At 66.4% G+C, this 19014-nt stretch carries 21 protein-coding genes; 8 read left to right on the top strand and 13 right to left on the bottom strand.

Features of this window, described 5'->3' with window-relative positions; all coding sequences use genetic code 11:
- Positions 1-40: 40 nt before the first annotated feature.
- Positions 41-427, bottom strand: coding sequence for a hypothetical protein (locus A4X17_RS12080; protein WP_139205416.1), 387 nt, complete (start codon positions 425-427; stop codon positions 41-43).
- Positions 428-1007: 580 nt separating this feature from the next.
- Between A4X17_RS12080 and A4X17_RS12075 the strand changes: the two genes are divergently transcribed.
- Complete coding sequence (locus A4X17_RS12075; RefSeq protein WP_064295914.1) at positions 1008-1595, top strand: recombinase family protein; 588 nt, start codon at positions 1008-1010, stop codon at positions 1593-1595.
- Positions 1596-2514: 919 nt separating this feature from the next.
- On the opposite strand, the gene A4X17_RS12065 is transcribed toward A4X17_RS12075, so the two are convergent.
- Positions 2515-3069 (bottom strand): TetR/AcrR family transcriptional regulator, encoded by a 555-nt coding sequence (locus tag A4X17_RS12065; RefSeq protein WP_064295913.1) that lies wholly within the window; start codon positions 3067-3069, stop codon positions 2515-2517.
- A 35-nt stretch (positions 3070-3104) separates the two neighbouring features.
- Between A4X17_RS12065 and A4X17_RS12060 the strand changes: the two genes are divergently transcribed.
- The gene (locus A4X17_RS12060; RefSeq protein WP_369808460.1) at positions 3105-4340 is read left to right on the top strand and encodes an MFS transporter; all 1236 of its coding nucleotides are present in this window, start codon (positions 3105-3107) and stop codon (positions 4338-4340) included.
- Positions 4341-4438: 98 nt separating this feature from the next.
- Positions 4439-5065 (top strand): DUF1349 domain-containing protein, encoded by a 627-nt coding sequence (locus tag A4X17_RS12055; RefSeq protein WP_064295911.1) that lies wholly within the window; start codon positions 4439-4441, stop codon positions 5063-5065.
- Positions 5066-5235: 170 nt separating this feature from the next.
- Here the strand turns inward: A4X17_RS12055 and A4X17_RS12050 are convergent, their stop codons facing one another.
- Both A4X17_RS12050 and A4X17_RS12045 read right to left on the bottom strand, forming a co-directional pair.
- Positions 5236-6108, bottom strand: a complete 873-nt coding sequence (locus A4X17_RS12050; protein WP_064295910.1) for a hypothetical protein — start codon at positions 6106-6108, stop codon at positions 5236-5238.
- Positions 6105-6671 (bottom strand): recombinase family protein, encoded by a 567-nt coding sequence (locus tag A4X17_RS12045; RefSeq protein ID WP_064295909.1) that lies wholly within the window; start codon positions 6669-6671, stop codon positions 6105-6107. The genes A4X17_RS12050 and A4X17_RS12045 overlap by 4 nt, the downstream gene beginning before the upstream one ends.
- A 393-nt stretch (positions 6672-7064) precedes the next feature.
- On the opposite strand from A4X17_RS12045, the gene trpS reads away from it, so the two are divergent.
- A complete protein-coding gene (trpS, locus tag A4X17_RS12040; protein ID WP_064295908.1) occupies positions 7065-8099 on the top strand; it encodes a tryptophan--tRNA ligase in 1035 nt (344 codons plus the stop codon).
- Between the two features lie 63 nt (positions 8100-8162).
- On the opposite strand, the gene A4X17_RS19290 is transcribed toward trpS, so the two are convergent.
- Together A4X17_RS19290 and A4X17_RS19285 are read right to left on the bottom strand one after the other, a co-directional pair.
- Positions 8163-8495 carry a hypothetical protein gene (locus tag A4X17_RS19290; RefSeq protein ID WP_157583480.1) on the bottom strand — a complete coding sequence of 111 codons (333 nt, stop codon included), beginning with the start codon at positions 8493-8495 and terminating at the stop codon, positions 8163-8165.
- Positions 8496-8725: 230 nt separating this feature from the next.
- Positions 8726-9208 carry a hypothetical protein gene (locus A4X17_RS19285; protein ID WP_157583478.1) on the bottom strand — a complete coding sequence of 161 codons (483 nt, stop codon included), beginning with the start codon at positions 9206-9208 and terminating at the stop codon, positions 8726-8728.
- 375 nt (positions 9209-9583) lie between these two features.
- On the opposite strand from A4X17_RS19285, the gene A4X17_RS18960 reads away from it, so the two are divergent.
- Positions 9584-9943 carry a peptidoglycan-binding protein gene (locus A4X17_RS18960; protein WP_082916138.1) on the top strand — a complete coding sequence of 120 codons (360 nt, stop codon included), beginning with the start codon at positions 9584-9586 and terminating at the stop codon, positions 9941-9943.
- Positions 9944-10000: 57 nt separating this feature from the next.
- Positions 10001-10501: a hypothetical protein gene (locus tag A4X17_RS12030; protein WP_064295906.1), complete on the top strand. Its 501-nt coding sequence runs from the start codon at positions 10001-10003 to the stop codon at positions 10499-10501.
- Positions 10502-10754: 253 nt separating this feature from the next.
- Here A4X17_RS12030 and A4X17_RS12025 read toward each other — a convergent pair whose 3' ends face one another.
- The 5 genes from A4X17_RS12025 to A4X17_RS12005 form a co-directional block, all read right to left on the bottom strand.
- Complete coding sequence (locus A4X17_RS12025) at positions 10755-11417, bottom strand: response regulator transcription factor (protein WP_064295905.1); 663 nt, start codon at positions 11415-11417, stop codon at positions 10755-10757.
- Positions 11414-12715 (bottom strand): sensor histidine kinase, encoded by a 1302-nt coding sequence (locus A4X17_RS12020; protein ID WP_064295904.1) that lies wholly within the window; start codon positions 12713-12715, stop codon positions 11414-11416. Before A4X17_RS12020 ends, A4X17_RS12025 begins: the two co-directional genes overlap by 4 nt.
- A 68-nt stretch (positions 12716-12783) precedes the next feature.
- Positions 12784-14010 carry a serine hydrolase gene (locus A4X17_RS12015; protein WP_082916124.1) on the bottom strand — a complete coding sequence of 409 codons (1227 nt, stop codon included), beginning with the start codon at positions 14008-14010 and terminating at the stop codon, positions 12784-12786.
- A gap of 14 nt (positions 14011-14024) precedes the next feature.
- Positions 14025-14849, bottom strand: a complete 825-nt coding sequence (locus A4X17_RS12010; protein WP_064295903.1) for a hypothetical protein — start codon at positions 14847-14849, stop codon at positions 14025-14027.
- Complete coding sequence (locus A4X17_RS12005; RefSeq protein WP_064295902.1) at positions 14849-15598, bottom strand: ABC transporter ATP-binding protein; 750 nt, start codon at positions 15596-15598, stop codon at positions 14849-14851. Before A4X17_RS12005 ends, A4X17_RS12010 begins: the two co-directional genes overlap by 1 nt.
- A gap of 99 nt (positions 15599-15697) precedes the next feature.
- Here A4X17_RS12005 and A4X17_RS12000 point away from each other — a divergent pair, with 99 nt between their 5' ends.
- On the top strand, positions 15698-16249 hold the full coding sequence (locus tag A4X17_RS12000) for a hypothetical protein (protein ID WP_064295901.1): 552 nt from the start codon (positions 15698-15700) through the stop codon (positions 16247-16249).
- Positions 16250-16330: 81 nt separating this feature from the next.
- A complete protein-coding gene (locus tag A4X17_RS11995; RefSeq protein ID WP_064295900.1) occupies positions 16331-17044 on the top strand; it encodes an HAD family hydrolase in 714 nt (237 codons plus the stop codon).
- Positions 17045-17075: 31 nt separating this feature from the next.
- Here the strand turns inward: A4X17_RS11995 and A4X17_RS11990 are convergent, their stop codons facing one another.
- Positions 17076-17531, bottom strand: coding sequence for a BLUF domain-containing protein (locus A4X17_RS11990; RefSeq protein WP_231884372.1), 456 nt, complete (start codon positions 17529-17531; stop codon positions 17076-17078).
- 108 nt (positions 17532-17639) lie between these two features.
- Positions 17640-18911 (bottom strand): HNH endonuclease signature motif containing protein, encoded by a 1272-nt coding sequence (locus tag A4X17_RS11985; protein WP_064295898.1) that lies wholly within the window; start codon positions 18909-18911, stop codon positions 17640-17642.
- Positions 18912-19014: the final 103 nt, after the last annotated feature.

Raw genomic sequence — 19014 nt, 5'->3', positions numbered from 1 at the left:
GACAAATACGAATTGGTCCGCTCCCACCACCGAACGCAGCTCAGCCGAAACGCAAGAATCCCCAGCTCAACGCAAAACCAGCGGTCACCCACGCGATTGGACCCCAATACGTCCACCACCACCGGATGCGTTGACGGAGGGCCAGGTCACGTCGCGCGGCCCGAACCGTCTGCAGGAAGAGTGCGGTCGGAAAGATGAACATGAGGCTCAGTCCAAGCACCAGGGTGATCCGGGACTCGTTTGTGTCATCAGCCGAAAAGAACTGCGTTGATGTCGATGCAAGCCGGTCGATCACGATTCGGAGGATGATCTGCAGCACCAGCGCGATGAGTGCTGCGGTCGCTGCGACGACCCCCACTCGCGTTCCACTTGAAGTGGGTTCGCCTCTGTACGGATCGTTTGCACGTCCGAGCGACGGATCGGACATGCGTTCCTCCTGAGCCACAGCGCCGAGGCTGTTGAGCCGACTTCTTCGTATTGTCCCCCTCACCCGAGCGACCTGATGAGCATGAGCGTTGCCAAGGTGGCGGCAAGAAGTCCAAGCCATCGCCAGAGAGCTGCATCTCCGTCGGGAGAAGTCTGCTGCCTCCGGATGGTCCTCCGCAGGCACGGTCCTGCGTACCGGTCGAACGCCCTGGGGGAAGATCTTCAGACCCGCACCTGCGATTAGCACGATGACCGCTCCGATCATCATCCCAACATTCATAACCCCGCCATTCCCACCAGGGTGAGACTTGCACGATCGAGCAGGCGAGACCAATCCGAACCGATGCGGAGGTGGCGGGCTCCGTGCCGATTCGCCACGCCGACTCCATGCTCAACGGCCGAAAAGCCACTCTGCCTCAGGAAGCTACAGGTTTACGAGACATTTGGTGCGTCGGTGGTCTCACCGAACTTGAGCTTGGAACTCCGCCGATCTCGCAGCCAGTCGCACGTCTCAAAAACTCGTCTCACAATGCGGCGTGTCTCACTCCTGCCCACGCGGGTTTCTGAGACATGCTGGAGCGATGAGGCAGATCGGGTACACCAGAGTGAGCACCGCCGGCCAGGACGCGCAGCTGCAGCTCGACGCGCTCGTCGACGCCGGCGTCCAGAAACGCGACGTGTTCACTGACGTGACCTCCGGCAGTAAGACGGCAATCGACCGCCCCGGCATGGCCAAGTTGCTCGAGTATGCCGAGGCTGGCGACACCGTGATTGTGTGGCGCATCGACCGACTCGGGCGATCGCTCATCGACGTCCTCAACACGGTCGAGCTCCTGCGCGGCCGCGGGATCCACGTGCGATCACTCTCGGATGGGATCGACCCGGCGACGTCGACTGGCCGGCTGATGCTTCACATGCTCGCCACGCTGGCCGAGTACGAACGCGAGCTCATCGTCGAACGCGTCAACGCCGGCATCGCCGCAGCACGGGAATCCGGCACTCGCTTCGGGCGCCCACCCGTGAATCCTGACACCATCGCCGAGAAGCTGGCCATCGTCGCCGACGCCCGCGATCGCGGCCGCACCGCAGCAGAAGCCGCCGCACTCGTCGGCTGGAGCAGAGCAACTCTTTACCGTCACCAGACCGGCACCTCCACGCGAACACCCTGACGTTCCGGGGCAGGTCGCACGCGGCGACCAGAAACGGTCGGTGGTCAGTTTCGCTGTGCTGACGTTTCGGGTGAAGGTTTCGGTCGACCTCGACACCGCCTCGGCACCCGTCGCTCCCGTGCGCCGAAAACGATCAATTCTAGGTGACTGCCGTACCCTATAGACGCAAGCTCGTTGGACGATCAGAGGCGACCACTAACCTCGACGAGTGACTCTTGCTCCAGATAGTGCGCAGGTTCGAACCGTTCTCGTCGGTGGTCTTTCTCACGGCGAGCTTCTGGCTCGATTCACCGAGACGGGCGTTCTGCTGAACGCACACGCCGAGACACTCCTCGCCGAAGCACTGGGCCAGGGCGCCTCCGAGGCGGAGGCGGTATCGATTGTCGAGCGCTCGGTGCGGGAGCTTGGCCTACCAGAGGCGGGACGCTACCCGAGAGCTACGACCACGCAAAGAGTGCGGGGCTGCGCCTCTGCCCTTCCGTCACCGCGGCCCACATGCGACTTGTGACTGCGGACCAGGCGTCTGCTCCCGACAGTGTGCTGAGTTCCGGTCGCGCTCCGTCAGGGTCGCTCACCGTCGCCGCGCCCCGCCTCAGGGAGGACGACGACTTCCCAGCCGGCCTCTACCTCAGGGTGATCGACGGCCAATTATGGCTGCGGGGATACACTTGTGACGACCAGCACGTGTGGTCGGCCGACGACAGGTTTGTGTTTCGGACGGGCGACTAAGGCGCTGACTTGACGGCCACGGACCACGTCGGCGCCGAGTTCGAGATGGCGAATCGCGAAAACGGTGACCGATGCAAAAGCCCATTTCGGGCGGTAATGATTGTGGGCGTTGTGTTGTACCTTTCTTCGTCTCGCTGAGCGTTGGTGAGTGGTCAAACATCCGTCGCGGTGTTGAGGGACATCTCCGCGCTCACGGCAGTGCGAGCGCGAGGGCGGTGATGGCGCGGTGCACGACGGTTCGGTCGAGTTCTCTGGGCTCCAGCGGGCGGTGGATGAGGCGGCCCTCCACGAATGCGTCGATCGCCCGGGCCGCATCTGCTGAGAAATGCCGCGACAAGCTCGCCCGGCTGAGGGCGAGCCACCCGGCCATCAGTCGGTGGGCTCGATCATTGTGGTTTGAGAATGCGTACAGCTCGTAGATCGCTCCGAGCTCGCCTTCGGACGCGAATGAGTCTCCGCAGAGGAGCTCGGTCACTGCATCGCACGCGGCGGATTGATCTTCTGCCGCATTGAGCGCTGCTGCATAACGTGCCGACATCGTGGTCATGAGCCCCTCGAATGCCGAGCAGACCACGTCTTCCAGGGTCTTGAAGTAGTAGGTCACCGATCCGAGCGGAACGGCTGCGGCCTCGGCGATCTTGCGGTGGGTCGTGCGGTGTACGCCGTGCGCGATGATCACGCCGAGCGCGGCCTCTGCAATCCGCTCTCGGCGGCCCGTATCGTTCGGCACACGTTCGCTTCCCATTCGCACCTCCGGTCGTGAAACCAGTATGACCAAACATGTGTACGTTTGTACACATGGATCGGAAAAATGTGACGGAAGAGGCATTGCGACGTCGGTTGGCTCTGTGCGCCCTCTTCTTCGTGCCGGGGGTGAGTATCTCGTCATGGGTGACGAGGACGCCCGACATCCGGGACCTGCTCGGAGCCTCGACGGCGGAGGTCGGGCTGGTCCTGTTGGGGCTGTCGGTGGGTTCCATGGTCGGAATTCTGAGCGCTGGTCCGCTTGTCATGCGCTTCAGCACGCGCCCGATCATGGTGCTCGGAACCGCTCTGATCGTTTTGAGCATGCCCACCATTGGCCTCGGCGCATCATTGAGCCAGAGCGGCGTCGTCACCGCGGGCCTGCTCCTCTTCGGCCTCGGCATGGGCGGGCTCGAAGTCGCCCTCAACGTCGAAGGTGCCGACGTGGAACAGGTTCTGGACAAACCCGTTCTTCCGGCATTGCACGGCTCATTCAGCCTCGGCACGTTCGTCGGCGCCGTCGCCGGGATCGTCTTCACGGCCACCGAGTTCCCCGTCCTGACCCACCTCCTCATCGTCAGCGGCATCGACCTGCTGATCCTCGTCGTCGCCATCCGCCAGATCTCCTCCGGCGTAGGCGCGGCAGACCGCGCGGGCGGGGCCTCGAGTGCGTCTCCCGGCGGTCGGCTGGGTGCGCTGGTGCGTGACGGGCGTCTGTTGATCATCGGCGCGGTGGTGCTGGCGATGGCCTTGGCAGAAGGTACCGCGAACGATTGGCTGCCCCTGGTCATGGTCGATGGACACGGTTTCGACCCTGCCCTCGGGTCCGCGATCTACGCAGTGTTCGCCGCGTCCATGACCGTCGGACGATTCAGCGGCGGCTGGTTCATCGCACGCTACGGCCGTGCCGCTGTGCTCTGCGCGAGTGCGATCGCCGGTGCTGCCGGGCTCGCCGTCGTGATCTTCGTCGACAACCAGGTCGCCGCTGGCGCCGCCGTCGTCCTCTGGGGACTCGGCGCTTCGCTCGGATTCCCCGTCGCGCTCAGCGCAGCGGGAGCCTCCGGTCCTCACAGCTCCGCTCGTGTCTCGTTCGTTGCAACACTCGGGTACGTCGCGTTCCTCGTCGGCCCCCCTGTGCTCGGGTTCCTCGGCGAGCACTATGGCCTGCGCAGAGCCCTCATCGTGCCCCTCGCACTGGTCGTAGCCGCAGCATTCCTCGCACCCCACATCACGCGGCGTCGCGAACGACTCCTCAGCTCGAGTACTCGATGATGGGGCGCGGACGTCCGATTTCATGGTGCTCCAAGGGGCGGGGTGAGCGCACCGCTCCAAAACCGTGCACGTTCACGGTTTGTTGCTAGCCTGCTCGCATGACGCTTTCCATCCCGAGCATTGAGACCCCGTTCCGACCGTTCCCTGAAGACCGCTGGTCGGTGGATCCTGCTTCGGGCAGCATCAGTGTGTCCAGCATTCCGGGCACCGACATCTTCACCGACCCAGGCGGCGACGAGGGCGGCCAGGTCACGTCATCGACGCTGCACAACGCCGCAACGCTGCTGACCGATGCTCCCGCAGGCGACTTCCAGCTCAGCGCGCGGGTCCGCGTCCGCTTCGCGGGCACGTTCGACGCCGGGGTGTTGTTCCTGCGCTACGACCGTGAGACGTGGGCGAAGCTGTGCTTCGAGTTCTCGCCCCGCGGGGAAGGCATGATCGTCAGCGTCGTCAACAATCGCGTGTCCGACGACGCCAACGCCTTCACCGTCGACGGCGATCACGCGCACCTGCGCGTCTCTCGGAAGGGGACGGTCTTCGCCTTCCACGCCTCCCTGGACGGCGAACGATGGATGCTGATCCGCGCGTTCGCCCTCCCGAACGGCCACAAGCCGCTCGAGATCGGATTCGAGGCCCAGTCACCCCAGAGCGACGGCTGCGACGTCGTGTTCAACGAACCACGCCTCCTGGCGCACACGATCTCCGACTTCCGCGACGAGTCGTGACCCACCATTCTTCTCGCTGCTGATCACCAGATCTCATCGTCGGCAGAGTGACTGGCAAGTAACAGCCTGAACCGATGGACCGGCAGCCGGTCCGACCGACACAAAAAAGGGGCGGTTTCAGGCCGCACCGCCTGTGGATAACTTGTCCAGAAGAGTAACGATAACCCATGTTAGGTCGCACTGCTCGTCGGTCCGCCGAGTGCCATCGTCGCGTTTCCACCACGGACGGAGGCAAGTCGAAGCGCCGCGACGTGGAACTGGAAGGCCGCGTCGATCGCGTGAACGATGACTGCCGGGTCTGCCGTGATCAGGGCTCGGTTTGAGGTTTCGTCATGGAAGTCCACGGCTGAGAGCATCATGGTTCGGGAAGCCGAAGGGTGGGTCAGGCCGCTGATCATCTGCCAGGTTCCGCGGGCCACCGTGCTCCTGATGCCTATCTCATCTGAGGCCTGCGCGACGATCGGGCCGAAACCTGGCAGTCCCGGCAGCACCACGGATTCTTCGACACCTGCCGTGGCCGCGAGGCTCCGAAGGTGCGCTTTGCGTTCGCGGACCTTCTTCGTGTTCTCGCGCCGGTGGCGCTGATGCCGAGACACAAGATCCTTCGCATCGTCGGGCAGGGAGCCGGTGTTGACAGTCGCGAGCTGGTCGTCGTGGATGACATCGTCCATCCGAGCTTGGAGCGACCTGCTCAGACGTTCAACTCGATCGTCGGGTTGGAGCAGCCAGGTCGCCAGTGCCGCGGCTTCGCTCGAGGTGCGCAGAACAGCGAACTGCCCGATCATCGGCAGCCTGAGCCCGCCGTCCACATGAGGATCCTGCAGCACGAGGCGAGCGGTTCGCAGAGCGTCGAGCGAGACCGACAAGCAGTGTCCAACGAGGTGGCTTGTCTGGAGGTAGCCCATGAGGGCATCGTCGGCGGCTAGCTCGGACCCCGGTAGCGCGAGATCGAAGTACTTTCCTTCGAGGTGCTGCTCGAGCTCCTCGATCAGCTGCAGCCGCTCGACCAAGGATCTCACTACGGCCTCGGACTGCTGCTTCACGTCGATACCTTCGCGATTGCACGGGAAACCGACGATGCTCCGACGCCGAGCACCTTGGCGATGTGAGCGACGCTGCGCCCCTCTGATCGCATGCGGAGCGCTTCTGCGGTGCGCTCCTCGGTCATGACGGAGGGCCGGCCACCAACTCGGCCTTGAGCGCGAGCGTTCGCCAACCCTCGACGAGTGTTGTCTCGGATGGTGTCGACCCGGAGTTGAGCGAAGACCGCGACGATACCGAACAGTGCACGTCCCATCGGAGTCGTGGTGTCGATCTCCGGTTCCGTGAGGCTGCGAATGTTCACGCCTCGATCGTGGAGCTCGGCGATCGTCTGTATCGCCATGACCTCGGAACCAGCGATGCGGTCCAGCGCACGAATCATGAGCGTGTCGCCGGGACGGAGGTAGTCGAGGCAGCCGAGCCACTGGGGGCGCTCTGACACACGACTCGACTCACCGCGGTCGACGAAGACCCGCGATGCACCTGCAGCGAGCAACTCTCGCTCCTGAGACTCCGGGTTCTGCTCGCGAGTGGAGACGCGGGCGTACCCGATCACGTTGGCCATAGGAGAAACCTACGGCCACCCACCGATAACGGTCGGTAGGCAGTTTCGGAGCATGGAGGTTTCGGGTGACAGTTTCGGTTGACGTCGACACGGCGTGTCGCCCGACTCGGCCCAACGCGCCCATGCTGCCCCGAAAACGATCAATTCCGGCACGACAGCCAGAGTCAAGAGACGGCCGTGCCGGAAACGCCGTCCGTTTCATAACCCGATTACGGCACAGATAGTTTCGGACGGGAGTTTCGGGAGGCCGCTAGTCTGAGTGCATGCGTCTCACCGTTTCGTCGTGGTGGTGGCTGTTTCCGCAGCCGTAACGCATTCACGCGCGGGCTGCACGGCAGCCCGCGAAAAATCGCGGCACCTTTGTCCGTGCAGCTCCTCAACTTAGGAGCAGACATGGACTCATTCACCGCCACCGCAGAACGAATGCCGGAGCTGCGCGCTCGGATCGCGGAGTGCCCCGAACAGTTCCGGGTTTTGACCGGAGAGCGCCCCACGGGCCTGTTACATCTCGGCCACTACGTCGGCACGATTCGAGAGCGTGTCCGACTTCAATCGCTCGGGGTCGAGACGTTCGTCATCCTGGCCGATTACCAGGTCATCACCGACCGAGATGTCGCCGGGAACATTCGCGAGAACGTCTACGAGGCCGTTCTCGACTACCTCGCCGCAGGCCTCGATCCACGATCGACGACGATCTTCGCCCACTCGGCCGTGCCGGCTCTCAACCAGCTCTTGCTCCCGTTCCTGAGCCTCGTGACGGAAGCGGAGCTGCACCGCAACCCGACCGTGAAGGCGGAGCTGGCGGCATCCGGTCGAGCGTTGAGCGGGCTACTGCTCACGTATCCCGTGCACCAAGCCGCCGACATTCTGTTCTGCAAGGGCAATCTGGTCCCCGTCGGAAAAGACAACCTGCCGCACGTCGAAGTCACCCGCACGATCGCACGCCGATTCAACGAACGCTACGGGCAGGTCTTCCCAGAGCCCGCAGCGCTCATCACCGAAACGCCGGAGCTTCCTGGGCTCGACGGCCGCAAGATGTCCAAGAGCTACGGCAATGCGATCGCCCTGAGCATGACCGCCGATGAAACCGCCGCCGTTATCCGACGAGCACGTACCGACTCAGAGCGCACCATCACTTACGACCCCGAGAACCGCCCCGAGGTATCTGGGCTGCTTGCAACCGCGGCGATCATCCTGGGGCGCGCCCCGATCGAGCTCGCTGACGAGATCGGAGATGCCGGGTCCGGCGCGCTTAAGAACCTCACCATCGAGGCCGTGAACGAGTTCTTGGCCGAGCACCGCGTGCGACGAGCAGCGCTGACCATCGATGACGCGGCAACGGTCCTACGCGCAGGAATCGAGCGAGCGCAGAGCATCGCCACCGACACGCTCGATGAAGTGAGAGCCGCGATGGGCATGCTCTATTAGGTCCGAGCGGTTGTAGGTTGCCGCAATCGACCGAAACTGATCTGTTTCGGACCCGCCCAGTGCTCAGGCCGAGACGAGGAAGCTCAGCGCGCCGAGAAGGGCCGCGGGCGCACCGAAGACCACCGTGAACACGTCAAGCAACAGCACGCCGTTTCCGTGCTTCCGTTCCTGATCCTTCAACGCAGCAGGAGTCTCGTCCCGGTGCATCCAGATCGTCATAGCCATCCTCCACACACCGAGGATGACCGCGAGCAAGGCGTATATGAACACCAAGAGGCGACGGCCCCCTCCGTCTCCGGCCCAGGGCAGGAAGCCGAGCCCGATCAGAAGGAGAACAGCGAGGATAGCGCTGACAGCTTTAAGCCCGGAGCGTTTGTTCTGAGATGAGTGAGGCACACCGTAAACATATGGCCCAACGCCCTACCGGTGCGAAAACGATCGATTTAGGCCCTGCCCTTTGGATTGTTGGAGTATTCCGCCAGCTTTTGCACCAGGCGTGAACCGGACGACGTGCGTGCTTCCGTTGGGACACCCCAACTACTTCCGGGAGGACTCGTCCGTTCGGTGTGCGCAGCCCTCGGATAGTCCGGCTGAGGTCTGCGCGTAACTCACCCCACCGTTTGGAATCAGCAGCGAGGAAGAATGGTCTTGACGTTCGGCCCCGTGTACACGTAACGATCCGCGACATACTTCGCTCCGCCTCCGGCGGTGTACAGCCTCAGCCAGGTGTTATCGCCATCAACGACGGAACCACCTGTCCAGCACTCGAACTCATATACCTTGCCGCTGGAGAGCGCGTAACCCGCGTAAGGCCACCCCGCACCAGGACCGTTCCGAACGTTCAGACTCGCGACCGTGGTGTACACCTGCGCACACTTCGACCTGCCATCGCTGTAGAACAGCTGGCCGCCCAGCCCATCATGCGGGAACTGGCGGCAGAGCTGCACATTGCTCGAAAGCTTCGTCCCGGCAGCACTTGCAGGACTTGCCACCATTGTCAACGATATTGCGGCACCGACCGTCACAACAGCCAACAACTTCTTCACTAGAGACTTCATCGTCTTTCTCCCCTTGACCCGATCGCATCTATGGCAGTGAATGGCAACCACGGCATCCTCGCCGCAACCTCATCAAAACCCACAAGTGTGCATCAGATCAAGACCGCGGACGAATGTGCCTCCCGATATCGATGCTGACTACGGGCTCGTCGAGGACCGCAACACGCCGGCGGGGTTCTGATTGTGAGTCTCCACGCACGGGCCCAGTCGACGACCCACACGGTATCGATTCATCGGTAGCGCCCTCGACTCAGAGGCACTTCTCTTGACTGGCGGAGCCTGGCCACGGCATGCTGACAGAGGGGGATTTGCCAGTGCTAAGTACGTCCACGGACCGCTTTCACCGGCTTCGCGAACGCTCGGCTGTGGGCCCCGCTTATCGATATACCGAGCGAACCTTCGGGGAACGGAGAGCAAATAGTGAAGATGCGTAAATTCCTGGTCGGGGTCGTGCTAACTGGTGCGACGCTGATTGGCGGAGCGGCCGCGCCCGCACAAGCTGCCGGGAGATGTGTTGACTACCAATACTCATCCGGTGGCTACTCGACGTGCGTTGGGCACATTCAGTCGATCCTCCGCCAGTACAACCAGGTCACGGCGGTTGACAACAACTTCGGTCCCGCGACGCTGACCGCGGTCAAGCAGTTCCAGCGCGGCAATGGACTCACCGCCGACGGAGTCGTGGGGGCGAACACATGGCGCAAACTCTGTGCGTTCGGCAAGAGCGCCACCTACCCTCCCTACGCTGCTGCAGCTCGTGCAGCAGCGAACGCAGCTGGGTGCTAGCTCGGTCATCGAATGCGCCGAAACATCCCCATAGACATAACAGACACAGGAGCCACAGTGAACAACTTCCAACGCGCACGTCGAACACTCGCAGCGTCGACTATCGCCGCACTCGGCCTCGCCGGACTTCTCGTTGGCGGCAGTCCAGCCACTGCTGCGGAACGCACCGTCCCGAGCACCTCGGAGAAGAGCCCGCTCGCATTCACTGAGGCAACATCGAGCTCCGGTGATTCCGCTCGCGCAGCGGCTGCACAGCCGTACTTCCGCATCTTCTATGGCCAGAACTGCTATTCGGGCGGCACCGGCTCACGGGCATATTTCGGCACCAACGCCGGCGAAGCCTGGATCAACGACCGATACAACGAAGGCGGCGCTGGCAACGGCCAGTACATCCGCAAGAACGCCGCGTCCGTATACGTCGCAAATGGGCGGTTCTTGCTGTCCACCGACGGTGGGTATTCCTACCGGACCTTCCCGTCGCAGTCCGGTGGCACATGCTTCAACCTCGACAGCGCCACCTTCCGGAACCAGAACACCAACTGGATCATGAAGCGATAGTCAGACACCGCTAGAGACGCAGCCGGGGGCCAATCGAGCGCGCCTTGATCGGCCCCCGGTGTCAGTTCGCTCGTCTCCGACAAGACGACGACGAGTCATGTGTCCTCGCTTTCACCGAGCCCGTGCGCGAGGCGCAGATCATCTGGATCAGGAAAGACAAATCGCGAGGAGAGCAACAAGGCGGGCTATACCGATCCGCAGGCATGCTGAGCTGATAATATTAATTATGTCTTCACGGCTCGCCACCCACAGCTCACCGCGGGTCGACGAGACCCGCGCGGATCCCCCACAACACGGCCTGCAGGCGGTCGCGCGCACCGGTCTTCTGCAGCAGGCCGGCGAGGTGGTACTTCACCGTGGTGGGTTCGACGAAGAGGCGGTCGGCGATCTCCGCGTTGGAGAGTCCCTGCGCCAGGAGGTCGAGCACCTCGAACTCGCGGTCGGTGAGCGGCGACTCCGCCGGTGCCATCGCGGCCGCGGGCGTCTCCCGTCGGCGCTCTGAGAACTCCCGGAGGATGCGACGGGTGAGTCGTTGGTCGAGCGTCCCTTCCCCCGCCGCGACGGAGCGGATCGCGGCGAGCAGCGTCGCCTCATCGGCGCCCTTGAGCAGGAAGCCTGCTGCGCCGGCCTCGAGGGCGGCGAACACGTCCGCGTCGACGTCGAAGGTCGTGAGGATGAGGACGTCGGCGTCGAGCTCCGGGTCCGCCGTGATCGTGCGGGTCGCCGTGATCCCGTCCATGCCCGGCATCCGGATGTCCATGCAGATCAGGTCCGGACGCAGCTCCTTCGCCAACCGCACCGCGTCGGCACCGTCGATCGCCTCACCGACGACCTCGATGTCGGGTTCGGCGCCGAGGATCACCGAGAGGCCGGCGCGGACGACCGCCTGGTCGTCGGCGATGAGGAGGCGGATCATGAATCACTCCGATGCTGGTCGGGACGGTGCTCGTCAGGACGGTGCTCGTCAGGACCCTGCTGGTCGGGTCGGTGCTCGTCGGGGATGGTGAGACGGTTCCGCCACCCGCCCTCGTCCGTCGGTGCCGCGGTCAATCGCGCCCCGATGAGTTCGGCGCGCTCGCGCATGCCCCAGAGGCCATAGCCATCTCGTGACGGCGACGCAGGCCGCTGCGACGACGCGGCGTTCGTCACGGTGAGCTCGATCGCATCCGCCTCGAACCGCACCGCCACACGACAGACGGCTCCGGGCGCATGCCGGGCGGCGTTCGCCAGCGACTCCTGGACGGTCCGGTACGCGGCCGTCTCCGCGAGCGGACCCAGCACACGAGGCTCACCGGTCACGGTGTACGCGACGTGCTGCCCCCGCGAACGCGCCGCTTCGACGAGTTCCGGGATCGCCGCGATCGTCGGAGTGGTCGCCGGCCCGAGCGTCGATCCGTCTCCGCCGCCCCGGGCATCGGCGTCGTCGCTGCGCAGCAGGCCGACCGTCCGCCGCAGGTCCACGAGCGTCGTCCGTGCGTCCGACTGCACCGTCTGGAGCATCGCCCGAGCACGTTCCGGGTCACGCTCGACCAGCGCGCTGGCCGCCTGGGCACTGACGATGATCCCCGACAGGTGGTGCCCGGCGATGTCATGCAGTTCCCGGGCGAGGGCGGTGCGCTCGGCGCGGAGGTCGTTCTGCACACTGATCCGTCGCTCGTTCTCGGCCATGCGCGCCTGGTCCTCGATCGCCGACAGCAGGCGCTCGCGCCCCCGAGCGTACTCGGCGACACCGGCCGGGAGCACGTACTGCAGCACGATGCGCGCGACGGCCGCGAACACGAGGATGAGCGGCTCCTCGGACGACCCGAAGGCCATCGCGATGCCGCCGACGACCGTCGTGGCCGCCGCGCCCGTCACCAGTGCGGCCACCACCGTTCGACGGTCCTCGCGACGAGCGAGCGCGTAGGTGGCGAGGATCACCCCGAACGAGCCGAGACCGAGCTCACCGCCGGTGCTGCCGAGGATCACGAGGTCGAGCGCGACCACGACCCCGAACACGAAGACCGGGTACCGGCTCCGCAGCAGCAGCGCGACGGCTTGGAGCACGACCAGGGCCACATGCACCCACGGCGGGATCCGACCCGGCACGGCGTGCAGCTCGTCGACCCACGGGACGACCCCGAGATACCCCACCGCACCGGCGAGGACCAGGACCGGCGGGAGCGCCGAGCGCAGACGGGCCGCGAGCGGGGCGGGCCGTGCGGGAGAGGTCATGGGTCGAGTCAACCACGCCGAGCGCCGACCCCGGTGGGGGCCGGCGCTCGGCGTCCGGTGAGCAGCGGTCATCGCTCGCAGAGGGTGGCGTCGAGGGCGTCGACGACGATCCGGTACTGCTCCATCAACCGCTCGTTGTCGTCGGGCGAGACGACCGCCCACGGCAGCGAGGTGACGGCGATGGTGACGGCCGTGCCGTCAGGACCGACCGCGTTGCGCGTCTGGGTTCCGGGGATGTCGCCGCCATGGCCCCAGGCCACACCACCGCAGCTCAGCGGGTAGCTCTGCAGGCCGAGCCCGTAGCCCGCTCCCGGCCACAGCTCGTCGCCAGCCGGAACCGTGGTCTGCATCTCGGCGAGACTCTCCTCGTTCAGGAGCTCACCGTCGAGCAGGGCCTGCATGAAGACGTTCAGCTCGTGCGGCGTGGACACCATGGCACCGGCGGACCAGGCGAACGAGGTGTCGAGGGCCGTGATGTCGAGGAGGTCGCCGACGGTCTTCGCGTGGTACCCGTGCGGGTGCTCACCGCGCAGCTCGCGTTCGCCCGGCGCCGGGAAGTAGGTGTGCTCGAGGTCGAGCGGCTTGACGATGCGCTCGTCGATCTGTTGGGGCAGTGCACGGTCGGTGACGGCCTCGACGAGCAGTCCCAGCACGAGGTAGTTCGTGTTGCTGTACTCCCAGCGCTCCCCCGGCGCGAACACGGCCGGCTTGGCGAGGGCGATGTCGAGCATGTCGCGGGGTGAGGTGTAGCGCTCCTGTGCCGCGAACGCGTCGGCGGCGATCTGGTCGGCGTACTCGGGGAGCCCCGCCGTGTGCTGCAGCAGCTGACGGACCGAGATGCGGGTGCCGTCGATGCCGTCGCCGGTGATGAGTCCGGGGAGGTAGGTGTCGATCGGGGCGTCCAGCGCGACCTTCCCCTCCTGGACGAGCTGCAGGACGACGGTCGAGACGAACATCTTCGTGTTGCTCGCGATCCGCACCTCGCCGTCGATCGGGGCCGACTCGTCGGTCGCGAGGTCGCCGATACCGGCCGCGACGTCGATCGCATCACCGTCCGGTCCGATCACCGAGGCGAGCGCCGCGGGGTAGCTGGCGTCGACGAGCGACTGCATCCGGTCCTGCAGTGGGCCCGATTCGGAGCCGGTGCCGGCGGTCTGCTCCGTGGCGCTGGAGCAGGCGCTGAGGGAGACGGTTCCGGCGAGCAGCGCGGCGGCGGCCGAGACGGCGATGAGCGTGCGGTGACGGGTCTGGTGCTGCGTCTTGGTCTGAGTGTGGGTCTGGGTCTGGTCGTTCATGTGGGTGATTCCTTTCAGATGTCGCGGCGCGAGAGCGCAGCGGATGCGGCCACCGTGAGGGCGGCGGTGAGGGCCACGAGGGCGAGGATGGCGACGAACGGCCCGAGCCCGTCCGTTCCGCCGTGGATGACGCCCTGTGCGAGGGCGACGGGCAGGAACTGGGTCCAGACCGGCGGAGTACCGCCGCCGACCAACTGGATCGACGAGACGACGATCGGTTCGAGGATGAGGATCGCGATCATCGTCAGCACGCCGGCGAGCTGGGTGCGGACGATGAGTCCGACCGCGAGGCCGATGACCGACAGTGCGGTGACGGCGAGGACACCGAGCCCGAACCGTGCTGCGAGGTCCGGGAGACCGAGGACGAAGGGCGTTCCAGTCGCCGCCAGGGTGATCACGAGCGTGACCAGACTGACGAGGGCGAGTACGACACCGAGGGCGACGCCGGCGAGCACGACCGCGCCCGCCTTGGCTGCGACGATGCGGAACCGCTTCGGCGAGGCGAGGACAGCACCGACGATGCCGCCGTAGCGGTCGTCACTCGTGCCGGCGAGCACGCCGAGCAACGTGATCGCCAGGAGTGCGACGCCGATGGAGCCGCTGCCCATCGACGCTCCGAGTGGGTTGAGCGCGTCGAGTTGGACGGCGCGGGAGGCGAGGTCCAGGACGGGGAAGTCGCTCCCGAGGGCATCGAGGCCAGGACCGATGTCGCCGTCGGCGAGGGCGGGCATGAGGGTGACGAAGGCGAGTTGCGTGACGATGAGTCCCACGACGGCGACCGCCGCGGTGACCTTCGTCGCGGTCGTGGTGACGAGCCCGATGAGTTCTGCGCGGAACATCAGCGCACCTGCCCGTTCTCGGTGAGCTGGGCGGTCCCGGTGACCTGGAGGTAGTACGCCTCGAGGCCACCGCCCGATGCGGCGAGGATGTCGACCATCGACGACTGGGCCAGCACGCGACCGTCGGTGATGACGACCACGTCGTCCGCGATGTCCTGGACATCGGACAGAAGGTGGGACGACAGCAGCACCGTCCCACCCGCGTCGGCGAACGCACGCAGCCGGCGTCGTAGCCACTGCATGCCGGCCGGGTCCAGACCGTTCGACGGCTCGTCGAGGATGAGCACGGCAGGCTCGCCGAGGAGGGCTGCGGCGATCGCGATCCGCTGACGCATGCCGAGCGAATACCCGGCCGCAGGGCGGTCGGCGTCGCGAGTCATCCCCACCTCGGTGAGGACCGCGTCGATCCGGGCCGCGTCGACCCCGATCCGTGCGGCGGCGATGCGGAGGTGCTGCCGCCCGGTGCGGGCCGGGTGGAGTCCGCCGGCGTCGAGGACGGCGCCGATGGAACGAGCGGGGTGCTCGAGCTGGCGGTACGGGCGGCCGAGGATGAGACCGTCGCCCGCGTCCGGCCGGACCAGACCGAGGAGCAGACGGATGGTGGTGGTCTTCCCGGCACCGTTGGGGCCGAGGAGTCCGACGACCCGGCCGGGGTCGACGGTGAAGGACACGTCGTCGACGCGCGGGCGACCGTGGAAGGTCTTCCGGAGCCCGCGGGCCTCGATGGGATGAGAGGTTGGTACGTTCATGTCTTCAGCCTCGTAGCGGGCGACCCAGGGCGCCCCAGCCCGCCGCACAGTCCCCGACTGGCCGAACGGACAGTCGTCGGAGACCTCTAGGCTGCAGGCATGGACACGACTGCTCGGCTGCACGATCGACGTCGCCGTCTCGCGCCGCGCGCGACCCTCGTGGCCACGGCGGTCGTCGTCGCCGGTCTGCTCGCAGGCTGCGCGTCGTCGCCCTCGCCGGACCGGACGACGGCGGCATCCGCATCCGCATCGGACGCCGCGACCCGCTCGGGCACCGGGGAGATCCGGCACGAGCTCGGCCCCCTCACCGAGCGCTTCCCACAACTCGCCAGCGCGCTCTCGGCGACCTGGATGTCGGGGACCATGGGCGACGCGCGGGTTCCGGGCCCGAGCACGTACTGGATCGATGCGGTCGTCGTCCTGGACGAGGCCGGATACGCGGAACTGCGGGCGCTCGCACCCGATGAGGGGGGCTCGGACGTGGGCGCGGAGCTTCCGGACCTCGACCCCGGACTCGACGACGCACTGCCGCCGGGACCGTTCGTGCGCTCGCCTGCTCTCGACGACGCCTTCTCGCAGGACGGCCGAGTGACGAAGGTGTTCCTCGACGATGCGACCAGCTCGGTGGTCTTCTCGAGTCGGTTCCAGTAGCGGGCGGCACGGCGGGCTCGCACGTTCTGTGGCGAATCACCACCGCTTCACAATCGCGGGCTCGCGGGTTTGACTGGTCGCATGTCCGAACCAGCTGACACCACCGTCCCCGAGAACTCCGACGACCGCATCGCGGTGCTCTTCGACATCGACGGGACGCTCGTCGACTCGAACTACCTGCACGTCGACGCGTGGGATCGTGCGTTCGCCGATGCCGGCAGACCGGTCGACGCGTGGCGCATCCACCGCTCGATCGGCAAGGACGGTGGCGAGCTGCTCGAATCGCTGCTGGACGGTTCCGACGAGGTCGACCAGTACGGCGAGCGGGCGAAGGAGCTGCACAGCGAGTACTACCTCCAGAACACCTCCCGGCTGCGGGTGATCGGCGGTGCGCGCGAGCTGCTCGGCGAGTTGGCGGAGCGCGGGATCGCAGTCGTGCTGGCGACCTCGGCTCCGGAGAACGAGCTCGAGATCCTGCGGGAGCTGCTCGACGTCGACGACGCGATCTTCGCCGCGACCTCGTCCGGTGACGTGGAGACCGCCAAGCCGGAGCCCGACATCGTCGAGGTCGCGCTCGATCGTGCGGGCGTGCCGGCGTCCCGGGCGGTCATGGTCGGCGATGCCGTCTGGGACATCGAGGCGGCTGCGCGGGCCGGCGTGGAGTGCATCGGGGTGCGCAGCGGTGGCTTCGGTGAGCAGGAGCTCCGTGACGCTGGTGCGGTCGCGGTCTACGGCGACGTCGCGGAGCTGCTCGCGAACCTCGACGACAGCCCGATCGGCAACCTCGCAGGCTGACTGCGGGTGTGAGCGCGGGCTTGAGCGCGGCTCAGCTCCGCGTGGCGCGGCTGCGGAACCAGCGGGCGAGTTCCTGCAGCGCGCGCATGGTGGCGGTCGGGTCGTCGCGGTCGAGGTCGTCGAAAGTGTCCCGGTAGCCGTCGAGCTCGGCCTCCGAATCGGTGCCGGTGGCGGTGTCGGCGCGTTCGAAGCCCATCGTCCAGGCGGCGAACTGGCGTTCGCGGATGGGCTCCTCGAACATCACGCGGATGCCGGTGTGGCGGGGATCGGCGGCGAGGGTGTCCATGAGCCCGCGGACGGCGAGCTCCGGTCCTTCGAGGACCTGCAGGAACCTGCCGTCGCGGTGGACGAGCATGCCGGTGAGCTGTGCGCGGGCGTTGTTCTCGCGGCAGGTGGCGAGCAGGGCGGTGAGGTCGTCGTCGCTGAACGGCTGTGTCGCCGTGCTCGCGTATACGAGTGACAGCATCTGGTCTTCGTCGGTGCCCACCTTTGGAGCCTACCCGGCGGGGTGCGGAGGTGGTCCCGGAAGCAGCTCCCCGTCCACGGAGCGTGCGCAACCCGGCTGCCCTTCGACAGGCTCAGGGACCGACGGGGGTCAGAACGGTGCGGGGTCCGGTTCGGTCCGGTGATGCTTCCCGTCGGGTGTCGTCCATTCAAGGACCCCGCCGGGTCTGTGGTCGAGGTTCCACCCCGGCAGGTGCTTCATCCGATGGTGATGTCGACACAGGCACGCGAGGTTCCCCACATCCGTCGTGCCACCGTCCTCCCACGCGATCGAATGATCGAGGTCGCACGCTCGGGCCCGTCGCCCGCAGCCCGGTGCCCGACAAGTGCCGTCCCGGAGGCGCACTGCCCGTTGGAGATCGGCCGGAACCCGGTACTGATTCCGCCCGACAGAGAGGACCGCGCCGGTTTCCGGCTGGACGAGGATCCGGGTGAAGCTGGGTGCGTTCACCGCGATGCGTGCCGCGGTCTCCGGGTCGATGGGACCATACCCGTCGAGCGTGGCCGGGGCATCGCTCACGCCGGCCATACTGAGCGCCGGGACCGTGATCTGCACGGTCGGTGTGATGTGCTCCTGCACCTCGATGGGGTGCGGGAGCGCCGGGCTCGTCATAACGTCTTCCGGGGTCACGCCGGTGAGCGCGAGCGCCGCCAAGGCGTCCGCCTGCAGCTGGGCGCACGTGCGGGTGTCACCGGCCTTGCGCGATTCCGCAGCTGCCGTCTCGACCCGCTCGATGATGCCTTGCGCGATCGGTGCCGTGGTGAACAGGTGCACCCAAGCCATGCCGTCTGCCGCGGGTTCGAACTCGATCCGACGGTCCGCCTCGGACCGCCGGGCGCGGGCGGTGATCGACTCGGGGTGGAGCCGCTCGCGCAGGACGCGGGCGCGCCTGCGGAGGTTCGCGTTGGTGGACTCTTCCGCGACCGGCAGGACTTCCGCGAGGAACACCGCCCGCCCTGCGGTCGGGACGTCACTGAGCTGGTCGATGATCGTCTGCGCATGCCGCGCCGAAATGCGACCGGCTTCGAGGGATTCGAGTACAGCGGGTGCTTCGTTCACGAGCCGCTCGGCGTCGTTGGTCGCCCGCTGCACCGTCTGCTCGGGCGTGCGCGTCGCCATCGCGAGGGCTGCGCAGGTCGACCGACGGGAGAGGGCCTGGCGTTCCGCCGGCGGGAAGATCGCCGGAACCGTGACGTCGGCGAAAGCGTCGGCGTAGGCGGCAGAGCGGGCGAGGAGCCGAGCCTCCTCGGCGTCCAGAGCAGCACGCCGACGCTGGATCTCCGCGTAGTGGTCCGAGAACTCCGCGAGGCGCGCGGCATATTCGTCGCTCGCGCGGATCGCGGTGAGGGTGGTCTCGGTCATGGGACAAGTCCACCACGGACCACTGACATTCCAGATGCCGAGTCGAGCCGGTTGTCGAAGTCTCCTCGTGTGCCCTTCGACAAGCTCAGGGACCGGCGAGGGT

Source organism: Plantibacter sp. H53, from assembly GCF_001650455.1.
GTDB classification, from domain to species: Bacteria; Actinomycetota; Actinomycetes; order Actinomycetales; family Microbacteriaceae; genus Plantibacter; species Plantibacter flavus_A.
The sequence above is the reverse complement of the archived record's forward strand: the minus strand, read 5'-3'. Positions and strand labels throughout refer to the sequence as shown.